16 protein-coding genes and 1 tRNA gene are annotated in these 13695 nt (G+C 74.0%); 11 read left to right on the forward strand and 6 right to left on the reverse strand.

Going from position 1 to position 13695, the window contains the following annotated elements; all coding sequences use genetic code 11:
• Positions 1–22 precede the first annotated feature (22 nt).
• From RB150_09540 to RB150_09550, 3 genes are read left to right on the forward strand one after another with little or no spacing between them, the layout of a single operon-like run.
• A complete protein-coding gene (locus RB150_09540; GenBank protein ID MDQ7820777.1) occupies positions 23–589 on the forward strand; it encodes a peroxiredoxin in 567 nt (188 codons plus the stop codon).
• 34 nt (positions 590–623) lie between these two features.
• On the forward strand, positions 624–1307 hold the full coding sequence (locus tag RB150_09545) for an endonuclease V (protein MDQ7820778.1): 684 nt from the start codon (positions 624–626) through the stop codon (positions 1305–1307).
• Positions 1308–1310: 3 nt separating this feature from the next.
• Positions 1311–1862, forward strand: a complete 552-nt coding sequence (locus RB150_09550) for an NTPase (GenBank protein MDQ7820779.1) — start codon at positions 1311–1313, stop codon at positions 1860–1862.
• Here the strand turns inward: RB150_09550 and RB150_09555 are convergent.
• From RB150_09555 to RB150_09565, 3 genes are all read right to left on the reverse strand, one after another.
• The gene (locus tag RB150_09555) at positions 1854–2993 is read right to left on the reverse strand and encodes a M48 family metallopeptidase (protein ID MDQ7820780.1); all 1140 of its coding nucleotides are present in this window, start codon (positions 2991–2993) and stop codon (positions 1854–1856) included. The two genes, RB150_09550 and RB150_09555, sit on opposite strands and share 9 nt — an antisense overlap.
• A gap of 91 nt (positions 2994–3084) precedes the next feature.
• A complete protein-coding gene (locus RB150_09560; protein MDQ7820781.1) occupies positions 3085–4101 on the reverse strand; it encodes a hypothetical protein in 1017 nt (338 codons plus the stop codon).
• A gap of 94 nt (positions 4102–4195) precedes the next feature.
• Complete coding sequence (locus tag RB150_09565) at positions 4196–5170, reverse strand: DUF3048 domain-containing protein (GenBank protein MDQ7820782.1); 975 nt, start codon at positions 5168–5170, stop codon at positions 4196–4198.
• A 184-nt stretch (positions 5171–5354) separates the two neighbouring features.
• Here RB150_09565 and RB150_09570 point away from each other — a divergent pair, with 184 nt between their 5' ends.
• From RB150_09570 to RB150_09580, 3 genes are read left to right on the forward strand one after another with little or no spacing between them, the layout of a single operon-like run.
• A complete protein-coding gene (locus tag RB150_09570) occupies positions 5355–6200 on the forward strand; it encodes a VOC family protein (GenBank protein MDQ7820783.1) in 846 nt (281 codons plus the stop codon).
• 2 nt (positions 6201–6202) lie between these two features.
• Positions 6203–7168, forward strand: coding sequence for a TIGR03560 family F420-dependent LLM class oxidoreductase (locus tag RB150_09575; protein ID MDQ7820784.1), 966 nt, complete (start codon positions 6203–6205; stop codon positions 7166–7168).
• A 47-nt stretch (positions 7169–7215) separates the two neighbouring features.
• The gene (locus RB150_09580) at positions 7216–7866 is read left to right on the forward strand and encodes a LysE family transporter (GenBank protein MDQ7820785.1); all 651 of its coding nucleotides are present in this window, start codon (positions 7216–7218) and stop codon (positions 7864–7866) included.
• A gap of 25 nt (positions 7867–7891) precedes the next feature.
• Here the strand turns inward: RB150_09580 and RB150_09585 are convergent, their stop codons facing one another.
• Positions 7892–8854 (reverse strand): VWA domain-containing protein, encoded by a 963-nt coding sequence (locus RB150_09585; protein ID MDQ7820786.1) that lies wholly within the window; start codon positions 8852–8854, stop codon positions 7892–7894.
• A gap of 134 nt (positions 8855–8988) precedes the next feature.
• Between RB150_09585 and RB150_09590 the strand changes: the two genes are divergently transcribed.
• From RB150_09590 to RB150_09610, 5 genes are all read left to right on the forward strand, one after another.
• On the forward strand, positions 8989–9504 hold the full coding sequence (locus tag RB150_09590) for a hypothetical protein (protein MDQ7820787.1): 516 nt from the start codon (positions 8989–8991) through the stop codon (positions 9502–9504).
• A 52-nt stretch (positions 9505–9556) separates the two neighbouring features.
• Complete coding sequence (locus RB150_09595) at positions 9557–10003, forward strand: hypothetical protein (GenBank protein MDQ7820788.1); 447 nt, start codon at positions 9557–9559, stop codon at positions 10001–10003.
• Between the two features lie 12 nt (positions 10004–10015).
• On the forward strand, positions 10016–10387 hold the full coding sequence (locus RB150_09600) for a copper resistance protein CopC (protein ID MDQ7820789.1): 372 nt from the start codon (positions 10016–10018) through the stop codon (positions 10385–10387).
• Between the two features lies 1 nt (position 10388).
• Complete coding sequence (locus tag RB150_09605) at positions 10389–12752, forward strand: copper resistance protein CopC (GenBank protein ID MDQ7820790.1); 2364 nt, start codon at positions 10389–10391, stop codon at positions 12750–12752.
• 71 nt (positions 12753–12823) lie between these two features.
• Positions 12824–13171, forward strand: a complete 348-nt coding sequence (locus tag RB150_09610; GenBank protein ID MDQ7820791.1) for a zinc ribbon domain-containing protein — start codon at positions 12824–12826, stop codon at positions 13169–13171.
• 126 nt (positions 13172–13297) lie between these two features.
• On the opposite strand, the gene RB150_09615 is transcribed toward RB150_09610, so the two are convergent.
• Positions 13298–13501 carry a hypothetical protein gene (locus RB150_09615; GenBank protein MDQ7820792.1) on the reverse strand — a complete coding sequence of 68 codons (204 nt, stop codon included), beginning with the start codon at positions 13499–13501 and terminating at the stop codon, positions 13298–13300.
• 95 nt (positions 13502–13596) lie between these two features.
• A tRNA-His gene (locus RB150_09620) sits at positions 13597–13674 on the reverse strand.
• Between the last annotated feature and the right edge of the window lie 21 nt (positions 13675–13695).

Genomic DNA, 13695 nt, shown 5'->3' on the forward strand with positions numbered 1-13695 from the left:
GTGGAACACACCGCCCGGACCCATGGCGACGGATCCTCGGAGCGGGCTGCCAGCCGATCTGCCGGTTCCCGTCAACGACGGGGCGTGCGCGCACCTGCCGGGTCTGCGCCTGCCGTCGGTGCCGCTTCTGTCCACGGCCGGGGGCACGGTGGACCTCGCCGCGCTGCCCGGGCGTACGGTCGTCTATTGCTATCCCCGCACCGGGCGGCCCGGGGAGCCCCTGCCGACGGGGTGGGAGTTGATCCCCGGGGCCCGCGGCTGCACGCCCCAGGCGTGCGCGTTCCGCGACCGCCACGGGGACTTCGCCCGGCGGGACGTGCGCGTTCTCGGCGTGAGCGCCCAGACTCCCGACGAGCAGGCCGAAGCCGCCCGGCGCCTGGGGCTGCCGTTTGACCTGCTCAGCGACGCGCGGCTGGACTTCGCCCGGGCCCTGCGGCTGCCCACCTTTGAGGTGGACGGGCGCGCGTACCTCCGCCGGCTCACCCTGATTGTCCGGGACGGGCGCGTCGAGCACGTCTTCTACCCCGTGTTCCCCCCCGACCGCAATCCCGACGAGGTCCTGGCCTGGCTGGACGCCCAACCGATGTAGGCAGCCGACTCCCGGCGGTGGGGAGGGGGTCCGGATGACGCCGTGGCCGGCCAGCGCCGAGGACCTGATCCGCGAGCAGGAGCGCCTGGCGGCCCTGCGGCCCCCGCCCTGGCGGATGGGTGCGGAGGAGGTGGCCGTGGGCGGCTGCTTCGTGTGCTTTCCCCGCGGGTACGAGGGCGAGGGTGCCGCGGGAGACCCCGCGTGGGCGGCGGCCGTGGTGGTGCGCCACGGACGCCTGCTCGCCGAGGTGGTGGTCCGCGCCCGCGCCGCCGCGCCCTACCGCCCGGGGCTGCTGGCCCTGCGGGAGGGGCCGGCCCTGGAGGACGCCGTGCGGGCATTGCCGATCCGCCCGGACGTGCTGCTGGTGAACGCCACCGGACGCGACCACCCCCGCCGCGCCGGGCTCGCGCTGCACCTGGGCGCACGTCTGGACCTGCCCACCGTCGGAGTCACCGACCGGCCGCTGATGGCGGCCGGCCCGCCGCCGGGCCCCCACAGGGGGTCCGCCAGTCCCCTGACCATCGGGGAGGAGGTGGTGGCCTACTGGGTACGCACCCGGACCGCCAGCCGCCCGGTGGTCGCCCATGCCGCGTGGCGCACCGACCCGGAGACCGCCGCCGCGGTGATCCTGCGCACCGCCACCGCCGCCCGGACCCCCGAGCCTCTGCGATTGGCCCGCCGGGCCGCCCGCGCGGCCCGCGCCGCGGATGCGGGGTGAGCCGTGTCGGCCAAGAACATCCTGCTGACCGGACGTCCCGGGGTGGGCAAGACCACGGTCGTGCGGGCGGTGGTGGAGCGCCTGTCGGCGCGGGTCGGAGGATTCTACACCGAGGAGATCCGCGAGGGGGGCCGCCGCCAGGGGTTTGCCATCGTGACCACCGACGGTCGCCGGGCCGTGATGGCCCACGTGCGCCTGCGCTCGCCGCATACCGTGGGACGCTACGGCGTCAGCGTGGAGGCCATCGACGCCGTGGCCGTGCCCGCCCTGCGGGATGCCCTGCAGACGGCCGACGTGGTGGTCGTGGACGAGATCGCGCGCATGGAGCTGTGCTCCCCGCGCTTCGCCGCGGCGGTGCGCGCCGTCCTGGACAGCCCCCGCCCGGTGCTGGGCGTCGTCCAGGCTGCCCGCCTGCCGTTTCTGGACGAGGTCCGCCGCCGGCCCGACGTGCGGCTGGTGGAGGTGACCCCGGCCACGCGGGACGCTGCGGTGGAGGTCGTCGCCCGGGAGGTGGAGGCCCTGGTGCGCCGCCGGCGGGATGAGGGGTCAGCCTGACGGCGGCGGGGGAGGAACGGGCAGGGGCCGCAGCTCCGGCCAGGGGTTGTAGGGACCTCCCGACGTGAGATCCACCTCCGCGTCCAGCTGTCTGTCGGCGAACAGCAGCACCAGGCGCAGGGCCCGCGGCCGGGCCGACGATCGCTTCTCAAAGACCAGCCGGCCGGAGACGAGGCGTCCGGGGCCGATCTCCCCCGGCAGCGTGGAGCGCAGGAAGCGCATCGACAGTTCCCCGTCCTCGGACAGCAGCGCCACCCGTCCGGCCATCACGGTGGCCAGGGCATCGGTGAGATTCTCCACGGCCAAGTCCAGTGTCCACGCCTCGCCCAGCTCGGCCAGGCGGCGAGGTCGGACCACGATGCCCTCCATCTCGACGGGCCTGTCGTAGTGCCACACCCGCAGCGGCAGGCCCCGGGAGGGGAAGGCGCCGTAGGCGGCGCGGAGGGCCTCCACGCGGTCCAGAAATCCCGGGTGGGTTCCGGCCCAGTGGGTCCGCTCCTGTCGGCGCCCGGTGACCTGGTTGAACCAGGCCAGCGTGCGGGGGGCCGCCTCGGGCGGGAACCCGGCTTCGACCAGCATCCGCAGCGCCTCCAGGTCGGCTTCGGTCTCCATCTCCCGGGAAAACCCCAGCATGGCCAGGTCCAGCAGCAGGCGGGCGACGTCGGCGGCCGACTGGCTGCCGGTCAGGATGGCCACCAGGAGGGAGAACAGCGCGCCGGCATACGCGCGCTCGACGACGGCCGCCACATGCCGCCGCGCGGTGTGGGCGATTTCGTGGGCGAGGACAAACGTCCACGCCTCGGCATCCAGGCCGAGGGTGAGCATGCCCCGGGTCACGAAAAGGTACCCCGGGGTGCTGGCCGCATTGGGCTCGGGGATGTTCAGGATGACGATCTGGTGGGGGACGTCCGGCCGGCCGGAAAACGGCACCAGCCGGTCGCGTAGGTCCGTGAAAAACGCTGTCCAGCCGGCGTCGGCGACCACCCCGTGGCGTGCAATGAGGGTAGCCGCCACCTCCCGCCCGACGGCCAGCTCGTACTCCCGGGAGATCGTGGCCTGGGCGCCGGCGGGAGCCGCCAGCAGGACGGCAGCCAGGCCGGCGGCCAGCAGGCGGATGGAGCGGACGCCCATCGGTCGCCTCCGCGGCGGGCTGAACCCAGTATCGGCCTGCGGGGGACGTGTGTCTACGGGGACCGGGAGCCGGGCAGACGCCGTGGGAAGGTCAGGAGGATCTGCCTCCGTCCAGGACAGTCTCGATGTGGCCGTTGACGGCGGACAGGACCGTCTTGGCCGCCGCCACCGGTTCGTCGCCCGCGATGCGGGCAATGCCCAGCAGGGTCTCCTCCCCGGCCGGGGTCAGAAACAGCACCTTCACCCCGGCCGCCCGGATGGTCGCGTCCGCGTCAGAGGCCACCGGGATGATCTTCTCCAGCTCGACGCCGTACCCCTCCGGCAACAGCGCCGTCACGGCCCGGGCGGTGGCCTGGGCGGCGATGTACAGGCGCTGCTCCGGCTCGTTGCGTCCCACGGCCTTGCCGGTCACCGCGTGGCCGTTGAGGGCCAGGGTAACCGCCGCCGTGGCCGCGCGCCCGACGGCCTCCAGGCGCACCTCCCGCAGGATGATGCGCCGGCCGGTGGCCCGGCGGGCAGGAGCGGGCACCTGGGGCACCGGGACCGGTGCCTGCGGCGCGGGCGGGGGGGCGGACGGCTGCAGCTGCGGGGAGGATGGACCGGAAGCCGGACGGGGAGGCGTGGGCGCCGGCCTGCTCTCCTCCGCAGAAGGCGTGGGCGGCTCGGGTTCGGGCAGGGTGGCCGGGAGGCGGCGGCCGTTGGGCGACGCGCCGGTGTGCCGATGGGCCAGCGCGCGCAGTTCGGCCCGCAGGCGCGCGACGTCCGAAGGGGTCCGGGTGACGAAGGCCACCAGGGAGTTGTCGCCGACGGGGTCCACGATGATGGTGCCGCCGTCGTCGAACTCGGCCATCACCCCGTCCACGCGGCCGCGGGAGGCCGGTCCGGTGTGGGAGAGCTGCAGGGCCGCCGCGGCGTGGGCCGCCAGGGATTCCAGCTCCATGGGCTCGTCTCCGCAGACCACGGAGTCGATCAGCAGGCCGTCCCAGGTGGCCACCAGCGCCGTGCGGACGCCCAGACGGCACAGCCGGTCCTGGCCGCGGGGGTCCCGAAACAGCGCCTGCAGCTGCTCCAGGTTCTCGAACTCCTTCAGTTCTTCCAGGATCGTCATGGCGCTGTCCCGCCCCACCCTGGAGCAACTTTCGTGCCGTGGCAAGGTCCAGCGCCGCCAAACCGGAATGGACGGCGGGTAGGGCAGGGAAGGATCAGGGGGGTCCGTCGACCACCCGGACCGGGTGGTCGGGGGGCAGGACGGCCACCCACACCGGTCCCTCCGGCAGGCGCAGGGGTCGTCCCGCCGCATCGGAGAGAATCATCCGGTCCTCCCGGCGCCAGGCGCCGTCCAGGGCGTGCCCGCCGGCAAAGACCTGCAGGCGCCCGCCGGTGCCCAGGTCCACGCGGCCTACCAGCACCGGTCCTTCGTAGACCTGCCACCACCGGGCGTAGAGGACCAGGACCGCCCCCACCTCCACGGGTTCCCCGGTCAGGGCGTCCAGATCGGGCCCGGACCCCACGAAGCGTCGGTAGCGGCCGGTCTCCGGACGGTAGACGAACGTGGCCGTGTATCCGGGTCCGTAGGGCAGGATCACGGTCTGGGAGCGCGGCGATGGCAGAACGGGGATGGTCTCCCAGGGCAGGCCCGCCGCCGGGGCCTGCGGCGCCACCCGGCGCAGTCGCGGCACCGAGACGTAGAGGTTGTGGGGCATCGGCCGGCTGCGGACCCGCATGAACGGCTGGCGGACCCAGAACTGGTTGACCGTGGGCCCCGCTCCCCTCGCCACCGCCGCCAGCGCGCTCAGACTGGCTCCGGCGTGGGCGACGGGGGCGCCGTAGTCGCGGGCGATGTCCAGGAACTGCAGGCGGAGGCTGCGGACCGGGCCGACCGTCTCAGGACTGTTGCGGCAGTACAGGGCGAGGTACCGGGTGATCATGGCCTCGGTGGGAACTTCGTACACCACCTCCGCCCGGCTCAGCCCCGCCTGAGGGCGGGCGGGGATGGCGTTGTCCACCACCACCGCCACCCACGCGCATGGCCTCCTCTCGGTGGCGGCCGCGGGCTCGGCCACCCAGCGCGCCGGCAGAGGGGCCGGCCGGGACCCGGACGGCCGGCCCGGGCCTCCGGCGCAGGCGGCGACGAAGACGGCGGCCAGGGCAAGCGGGCTCAGGGTACGGTGTCTCATCGCATCCCGCGGTTGGGGCGTCGTCGCTCCATCACTGTGCCCGGCCTGCCGGCGGCTAGACCTGTCCGAACGCACCTGTTCCCCGCCGCCGGGAGTGGTTCCTGGAGGCGGGGGGAGGCTGCGCGGACGGTGTCGAAGGTCCCCACCGCCCCCCGGGGTGAGTGCGGGTCCGCAGCGGACCGTCATGAGCGACGCGCGCCAGTACGCTCTCGACCACGTGGTGGTCTTCGTCGCCGACCTGGACGCGGCGGCGCGGGACTACGCGGCGCTGGGATTTGTGGTCGTGCCGGGAGGCGTGCACGCCGGCGGTGTGACGCACAATGCGCTGGTGCCGTTCGCCGACGGGACCTACCTGGAGTTGCTGTCCCCCGCGCGTCCGCGGACGGCGCGCCTGCTGCGGCTGCTGGGCGGGACGCCGCTGGCACCGAGGGTGGTGGGGGGCTCGGCCCTGCTGCGGCGGCGGGTGCGGCGGATCCGGGGCGGCGAGGGGCTGGTGGACTTCGCCCTCTCCTGCACGTCGCTGGAGGGGGTCGTCTCCTCGCAGACGGGATCCGTCCGGTGGCAGAGAGAGGAAGGAGGGCGGATGCGGCCGGACGGGATCCGCCTGGCCTGGTCGGTGGCGTATCCCTCCGAACCCGCGCTGCCGTTTGTGATCGCGGACCGCACGCCCCGGTCGCTGCGGGTCCCCCCGGCGCCGGCGCACCCGAACGGGGCCACGGGTATTCAGACCGTGACCGTAGCCGCCGCCGCCTTCGGCCGCGCGGTGGACGCCTACGGGCAGCTGCTGGGCCGCGAGCCGTTTGACGCGGTGGCGCCGATCCCGGATACCCTGGCCGCCGAGTTCCGGCTGGGGTCGGCCCGCATCCGCGTGGTGGCCGCGCGGGGGCGGACCCACCCGCTGCGGGAGGAGCTGGCCCGGCGTGGCGAGGGCGTGATCGGGGTCGTCCTGCAGGCCGCCCAGTCCCACGCGATGAACCTGGATGTCCGACGGGCCCACGGCGCCTCGGTGACCCTGGCCCCGGGAGGCTGACGATGGACATCGCCATCATGATCGAAGGCCAGAACGGCCTGACCTGGGACCGCTGGCGGGCCGTGGCCCGCGCGGTGGAGGACCTCGGCTTTGCAGGGCTGTACCGCTCGGACCACTTCACCAACCCGGCGCCTCCGGATCGGGAGTCCCTGGAGCTGTGGGTGTCGCTGGCCTGGCTGGCCACCCACACCGCCCGCATCGCCTTCGGCCCGCTGGTGACGCCCTGCTCGTTCCGCCACCCTGTCCACACGGCGCGTATGGCCGCAGCGGTGGACGACCTGTCCGGCGGGCGCCTGACCCTGGGCATGGGGGCCGGATGGCAGGAGCGCGAGCACGCCCTGTTCGGCTTCGACCTGCTGGACCTGCGGGAGCGATTCGTCCGGTTTGAGGAGTCTCTGGAGGTGGCGACCCGCCTGCTGCGGTCGGACGGGCCCGTGACGTTCTCCGGACGGTACTACCGCCTCAACGGCGCCGTGCTCCTGCCGCGGCCCCGCAGGCCCGGTGGCCCGCCGATCCTGGTGGGCGGCAACGGGATCCACAGGACCCTGCCGCTGGCCGCCCGTTATGCCGCCGAGTGGAACGCCACCTTCCAGACACCGCAGGCATTCGCCGGCCTGTCCCGCCGCCTGGATGCCCTGCTGCAGGCCCGGGGACAGGACCCGCAGACGGTCCGCCGGTCGCTGATGACCGGGGTGGTGTTCGGCTCCACCGAGCAGGAGGTGCGGCGCCGCCTGGAGCGGCGGGGCCGCCCTGTCGAACAGCTGCGGGCGCGGGGCGTGGTGGTGGGCACTCCTCAGGAGGTGGTGGACCAGCTGGCGGCTTTCGAGAAAGCCGGCGTCCAGCGCGTCATGCTGCAGTGGCTGGACCTGGACGACCTGGACGGGCTGGAGGCGCTGGCGCGCGCCGTCCTGCCGCACTTTCCCCCGTCCTCCGGAGGGCGGGGAGGGAGTCACCGTGACCGGCGGTAGGTGGGGCGGGGCGGTCTGCGGCCTCGCGTCTTCGGTCCCTGGCACCCATGCCTGACCTCCTGCCCGTCGCGCTGACCTGGTGGCTGGTGAGCCTGTCCGGAATCCTGATGCCCGGTCCCGTGACGGCCATGGCCGTGGCCCAGGGCGCGCGCCTGGGCGGGGTGGCCGGTCCGCTGGTGACGGCGGGTCACGCGGCTGCCGAAGCGCTCCTGGTCACCGTGCTGGCCGTGGGGATGGGGCCGGCCCTGCGCCAGCCCCGCGTCGTCGGCGTCATCGGCCTGCTGGGCGGAGCAGTCCTGCTGGGCATGGGCGCCCAGATGATCGTGGCCGCCTGGAACACTCCCTCCCTGCCGGGCAGCCGGCCCGCCGGCCCGAGCCTGCGCCCCGCCAGCCTCGTACGCGCCGGGCTGATCGCCACGGCGGCCAACCCGTACTGGCTGCTGTGGTGGGTGACGGTGGGAGCGGGCTACTACGCCCTGTTCAGCGCCCGTGGCGTGGCTGCTGTGGTGGGGCTGTTCTTTCTGGGCCACGTTGCCCTGGACCTGGGGTGGAACAGCATCCTGGCCGGCGTGGTGGGCGCCGGCAGAGGCCGGATCCCCGCCGGGGTCTACCGGACGGTCCTGGTCGGCTGCGGCGGTCTGGTCGCCGCGATGAGCGTCGTCTTCGCGGTGGCGGGCCTGCGGGCGCTGGTCCCGTGACCCCCGCACATTCCGGCAGGCGGTCTCAGGTCGCCAGGGGAAACGCCCGGAACCACGCCACGGCCAGGGCGGCGGCCAGCAGGGCGGCGGCGAAAGCGGCGAAGACCGCCGCCACCTCCGTGGGGCGGCGCTCCCACCCCAGGCTGCGGGCAAGATGGCGGTACACGTCCCGCAGCCCGTGGGCCGAAGACGCGTGGTAGTAGGAGCCCCCGGTGCGGGCCGCCATCGCCTGCAGGGTTTCCTCGTCGATGCCGCCGCCGATGGCCCACGTCCCGGGGTCGGGAAACCGCTGGCCCACGCCGACGGTGTATACCACCACCTGCTGCCGTGCGGCCGCGTCCGCCGCCTCCAGGGGGTCGGTGCCCGCGTTGTTGCGGCCGTCGGTGAGCAGGATCACCGCACCCGGAGGAAACGGTCCGGGCGGCGGGGCCCACGGCTGTCCGGGCAGGGGGCGGGAACGTCCGGGCAGGGCGGCCACCGCCTCCAGCAGGCCTTCGCCGATCGCCGTGCGCCGGGCCGTGCCCATCCCGTCGATGAGGGTCATCAGCCGCTCGCGGTCGGTGCCGGGGGCGGCCAGCAGCGTGGCGTAGCCCGCGAACGCCACCAGTCCCACCGGGACGCGGCGAGGCAGCGCCCGCAGGAAGTCCTTGGCGGCGGCCTTGGCCGCCTCCAGCCGCGAGGGAGCGATGTCCGTAGACCGCATACTCCCGCTGACGTCCAGGGCCAGCACGATGACCGCGCGCTCGGCCGGCATGGGCAGAGGAGCGACGGGGCGCGCGGCGGCCAGCAGCGTGGCCGCTACCGCGCCGGTGACCAACGCGGCAGGGAGATGCGACCTACCGGCGGTCTTCATCGCCCGCCGGGCGTGCGGGGCGGTGGAGAGCAGGACCGGATGGCGGGGCGGACCGCGCAGCAGGCGCAGGTAGGCGGAGACCCCCACGACCAGCAGGGGGACAGCCCACAGGACGTCCGGCCAGCGAAAGGCCATGGCGGCCTCCTGCACCGAGGTTCGGGGCCCGCGTCAGCGCTCCTCCTGTGCGGTGCCCGGCGGCCCGATGTGTGGGGGAATGCGCCCCCGCCGAGGGCGGAGGCGGGCCGGGGGACGGAGAACTATTCCTTCCGATGAGGCCGACAGCCATTCGCGACCGCGCGCAGACCGGAATCGGGTTTCTTCTGACCCGCCGCACGGCCGTGCGGGTGGGCGTGCCGCTGCTGGCGGCGGCGGCCACCAGCCTGATCCTGGCCCTGTCGGCGCGTCCCACGCACCCGCGCCCCGGAGACCACTGGCGGGCCCGCTACCTGATCGTGATCTGCGGCCGGCCGGTAGCGGACCTGCCGCGCACCTCGGGGCCGGTCTACACCGACGGCGACGGGGTGATCCACGTGGCGCCCCGCACTGCCGCAGAGGGAGGGTCCCGCGCGACCCTGGGCCGCTTTTTCGCCTCGGCCGGCATGCGGTTCTCCCGGGACGAGATCGTCTTTCCTGACGGGACAGCCTACCGGTCCGGAGACCGCTGCCCCGATGGTGCGGTGGGGCAGGTCCGCCTGCTGGTCAACGGCCGGCCGTCGCGCGAGTTCGACAGATACGTGCCTCACGACGGAGATGCGATCGTCATCCAGTTCGGTGCCAGCCGGTAGGAAGGTGCGCCCGCGGAGTCCGAGGCAGCGCGGAAGGCGCGGCCGGTGGCCGGTGCTCCTGGCCGTGGCCGGCGGCCTGTTGACCTTCACCGGCCTGCTGGTGCTGGCGGCCCGTCAGCCGGCACTGCCGCGGGTCGGAGACCACTGGCACGCCCGCTATGCGGTAGTGGTCTGCGGGCGGGAGCGACCTCCGTTTCCGCCCACCCCTGGAAACGTCCACACCCACGGAGACGGCCTCATCCACATCCACCCCGTGCTGCCGGTCGAGGCGGGCCGCAACGCCACCCTGGGCCGATTCTTCGCCAGCGCCGGCGTCCGATTCTCCCGGGACGCCCTGGAGTTTCCCGACGGCACGGTCTACCGAACCGGCGACCGCTGCCCCGACGGCCGCCCGGGACGGCTGCGCCTGCTGGTGAACGGACGGTCCCGCGACGCGTTTGACACATACGTGCCCCAGGATGGGGACACCATCGAGGTGCGGTTCGGTCCGGACGGGTAGAGGAGGGGGACGGTGCTGAAGGTGCGGGTCAGCGCAGCCGCCGCGGTCGTGCTCGCCCTGGCCGCCTCCGCCGCCGCCCACGCCCGGCTGGTGCGGTCTGAGCCGGCGGCCGGCGCGGTGCTGCGGTCCGCTCCCCGGGAGGTGCGGGCGTGGTTCAGCGAAGAGCTCGACCCCGGCCGCAGCCGCCTGAGCGTGTGGGACGCCCGCGGGCGGCAGGTGGACGACGGACGGGGCGGCGTGGACCTGGACGACCTGGACCGCAGATCCATGGTGGCCCGCCTGCGCCCCGTCGGCCCCGGAACGTACACGGTGCGATGGCGGGCGGTCTCGGCCGACGACGGGTTTGTGGCCGAAGGGCAGTTCCGGTTCACGGTCAGGCCCTGAGATGACCCGCGGTCGCCTTCCGCTGGCAGTGACGGGCGCGGCCGCGGCCGTGCTGCTGGCGGCCGCCGGGGCGTCGGCCCACGCTGTCCTGGTCCGCTCGGCCCCGCCCTCGGGTGCGTCCCTGTCGGCGGCCCCCGCAGCCGTGGTGCTGGAATTCTCCGAGCCGGTGGCCCCGGGGCTCAGCGCCGCCACGGTGACCGACGGCTCCGGGACAGTGGTTTCCACCGTCGCCAGCCTGTCGGCCGACCGCCGCAGCCTCACCGTGTCCCTGCGGCCGCTGGGCACAGGTGTGTACACGGTGCGGTGGAGGGTCCTGTCCACCGCCGACGGCCACGCCACGACGGGGTTCTTCCTGTTCGCCGTGGGCCAGCCTGTGGGCGGGCAGGTGCGAGGCACCGCTGCGGCCGCCCCGCCTGTCTCCCAGGTGGCCGTCCGGTGGTTGAACTTCGCCGCCGCCCTCTTCCTGGCCGGCGCGGCTGCATTTTACGCGGCCGTCCTGCGGCCGTCCCTGGCGAGCCTGGATCCCGCCTCGGCCGCCCTGGCATGCGATGCCGTCCGCCCGCTGCGCCGCGCGGAAGCGGCCGCCGCGGGGATGCTGGTGGTCGGCGTGGTGGGAGAGTTCATCCTGCAGGCTTCCGCCCTCCTCGACGCGCCGCCGGCGGCGGCGTGGCGTGCCGGCCTGCTGGGGGCGATGCTGGGCGGTACCAAGACCGGCTGGAGCGTGCTGGTGCGATTGGCCGGCGCGGCGGTGCTCCTGGTGCCCCCCACGCCGTCCGGGCGGATCCTCCGAGCGGTCCTGCTGCTGTGGTGCGCCATCGTGGGAGCCATCACCGCACTGTTCGGCGGCCCCGCGTCTCTGGGCGGCTCGCCTCACCTCCCACTGGTGATCCTGGTGGCGGTCGTCTACGGGCTCCTCGGCGCGACGGCGGCGGTGGTCATTCCGCTGGTGCCTGGAGTGCGGGTGCCGCCGCTGTGGCCCACCTCGCTCCTGGCTGCCGGGACGATCCTGGCGGGGGTGACCGTCAACTCCCACGCCGCCGCCCTGGGCCTCGCGGCCTCCGCGGTGGACTGGGCGCACCTGGCGGCTGCCGGCGTGTGGGTGGGAGGACTGCCGTCCCTGTGGCTGGTCCTGCGGCGGGCGCCGCCGTCCGCCCGCACCGCGCTGGCCGCCGTCCTGGTGCCGCGCTTTTCCCGGGCGGCGGGAGTCAGCCTGCTCGTGCTGGCGGTCACGGGGATGTACGGCGCCCTGGTCCACGTGCCGTCGGTCCGCGCGTTGGCGGTCACGCCCTACGGAAGGTTGCTGTCGGTCAAGCTGGTCCTCGTGGCGGCGGCGGCCGGGCTGGGGGCGTACAACCGGTTCGTCCTGCGTCCCCGCCTGGCCGCGCGGAAGGAGGAGCGCGTCGTCGCCCGCTTCCTGCGCGCCCTCGCCGCCGAAGTCTCCGTGGGCGCGGCCGTCGTGCTGGTGGTCGCGGCCCTGACCATCACCCCGCCGGCGTCAGTGACCCTGCCGGCGGCCACGCCCCCCCAGCCGCCGCTGGTCCTGGCCGGGATGGCGGGTCCGTTCCGGGTGGAGCTCACCGTCACGCCCGCGCAGCCGGGCTGGAACCGACTGGAGGTCACAGTGCGTGGCCCCGCCGGGCCTCTGGATCCTGCGTCCTCCCGGGTTTTGCTGCGGGCGTTGAAGCTGGATGAGGACCTCAGTCCGGTCACCCTCACCCTGCAGCCGCGGGGAGACCGGTTCGCGGCCGAGGGAAGCGAGGTGGGTCTGGCGGGCCTGTGGGAGCTGCACGTGGTGGTCCGCCGCCGTGGAGCCCCCGACGAGACCGTGGTCTTTCCGCTGCTGCTGGGGTCGGTCACCCGGAAGTCCTCAGACCCGCAGGCGTTACGGCTGCTGGAGCGGGCGCGCCGGGCGGCCGTCCGGGTGCGCACCTGGCGGGAGCGGGAGCAGATTGCCGACGGGGCCGGGGGGGTGGCGGTCACGGACCTGGAACTGGTCCGACCCGACCGCCTGCGCTACAGGACCGCCGGCGGCAACGAAGCCGTCATCATCGGCTCGACCCGGTACTTCCGGACGGCCGGCGGCCCGTGGGAGAAAGACACCCTCCCCAACCCGCTCAGCCTGGAGGGGCCGTTTGCCGCCTACCTCCAGGAGCCCCAGGGGGCCGTCCTGGGGCGCCGGGGAACGTGCGCGGACGAGCCGTGCCAGGCAGTGGTCTGGAGGTCACCGGGCGGCACGGCCGTCTTCGGGGCGTGGGTGGGAGAGAGGACGGCGCGGGTCTACAGGCTGCTGATGCTGGCCCCGGCCCACCACATGACCGCCGAGGCCTCCGACCACGACCTCCCGCTGCGGATCGCGCCGCCCTAGCAGGCCAGGGGAGCCGTCTACGGCCGCGGGGTAGGGGGTACAACACCGGCGGGAGACGGGGGGTGCGGGGGATGCTCTGTCGGGCCTGCGGGAGGATGAACCGGGACGAGGACCTGTTCTGCAGTTCCTGCGGGGCCAAGCTGCTGCGGTCGAAGGTCTGCCGGGCCTGCGGCGCCAAAAACCGCCACGACAGCACGTACTGCGGGACCTGCGGGGCCAAGCTGCCCGACGACGGGATGCACTGCCCGTCCTGCGGCCACCCGGTGCGCCCCCGCGACCAGTTCTGCAGCAACTGCGGGACCCAGGTGGCGGAGGGCATCGTCTGCAGGCTCTGCCACGCCAGCAACCGCGACGACGCCCGCTTCTGCGCCACCTGCGGGTCGGAGCTGAAGGTGAGAGCTCCGATGGCGGCGGGCTAGTGGATAACTTCCGGGATCAGGGATCCGGGATCAGTACCTGACATCTGATCCCTGATCACGATCCCGGATCTCGGCACCACTACCTGATCCCCGGACCTCGGATCCCGGATCCGAGGTCGTCCTCGTTCAGTGTCCCTGGTCTTCGGGCGAAGGGCGGTGGAGGGTTTCCCAGCGGTCCCGGTCCAAGACGATCAGCCGGCCCTCGTCGTCAAAGAGGATGTACAGCCACCCCTCCTGCAGGTCTTCTTCGTAGTACAGGGGCTTTGCGATCTCCAGGCCCGTCATGGTCCGCGCCTCGTCGGTGGCCATCCACCCCGGGTATTCCACCATGATTAGTGTCCGCTAATTCGCGCTCGGAATGCAACCCCCTGCCGCCAGCTACGCCGGTGTTTGCGGGGTGGAGGACCGCTGCAGTGGTCCGACTCTGGGGTGACCGAGGGGACTTGAACCCCCGACCTCCTGGGCCACAGCCAGGCGCTCTGACCGGGCTGAGCTACGGTCACCGCACACCTGCATTCTAGCAC

This window comes from Armatimonadota bacterium, assembly GCA_031081675.1.
Classification (GTDB): domain Bacteria; phylum Sysuimicrobiota; class Sysuimicrobiia; order Sysuimicrobiales; family Kaftiobacteriaceae; genus Calidihabitans; species Calidihabitans tengchongensis.

Coding starts and splice junctions, on each gene's coding strand:
- RB150_09540 (MDQ7820777.1), top strand. CDS start 23: ATGGCGACGGATCCTCGGAGCGGGCTGCCAGCCGATCTGCCGGTTCCC.
- RB150_09565 (MDQ7820782.1), bottom strand. CDS start 5,170: ATGAGACACCGTACCCTGAGCCCGCTTGCCCTGGCCGCCGTCTTCGTC.
- RB150_09590 (MDQ7820787.1), top strand. CDS start 8,989: ATGAGGCCGACAGCCATTCGCGACCGCGCGCAGACCGGAATCGGGTTT.
- RB150_09555 (MDQ7820780.1), bottom strand. CDS start 2,993: ATGGGCGTCCGCTCCATCCGCCTGCTGGCCGCCGGCCTGGCTGCCGTC.
- RB150_09615 (MDQ7820792.1), bottom strand. CDS start 13,501: ATGGTGGAATACCCGGGGTGGATGGCCACCGACGAGGCGCGGACCATG.
- RB150_09580 (MDQ7820785.1), top strand. CDS start 7,216: ATGCCTGACCTCCTGCCCGTCGCGCTGACCTGGTGGCTGGTGAGCCTG.
- RB150_09570 (MDQ7820783.1), top strand. CDS start 5,355: ATGAGCGACGCGCGCCAGTACGCTCTCGACCACGTGGTGGTCTTCGTC.
- RB150_09575 (MDQ7820784.1), top strand. CDS start 6,203: ATGGACATCGCCATCATGATCGAAGGCCAGAACGGCCTGACCTGGGAC.
- RB150_09585 (MDQ7820786.1), bottom strand. CDS start 8,854: ATGGCCTTTCGCTGGCCGGACGTCCTGTGGGCTGTCCCCCTGCTGGTC.
- RB150_09545 (MDQ7820778.1), top strand. CDS start 624: ATGACGCCGTGGCCGGCCAGCGCCGAGGACCTGATCCGCGAGCAGGAG.
- RB150_09605 (MDQ7820790.1), top strand. CDS start 10,389: ATGACCCGCGGTCGCCTTCCGCTGGCAGTGACGGGCGCGGCCGCGGCC.
- RB150_09560 (MDQ7820781.1), bottom strand. CDS start 4,101: ATGACGATCCTGGAAGAACTGAAGGAGTTCGAGAACCTGGAGCAGCTG.
- RB150_09610 (MDQ7820791.1), top strand. CDS start 12,824: ATGCTCTGTCGGGCCTGCGGGAGGATGAACCGGGACGAGGACCTGTTC.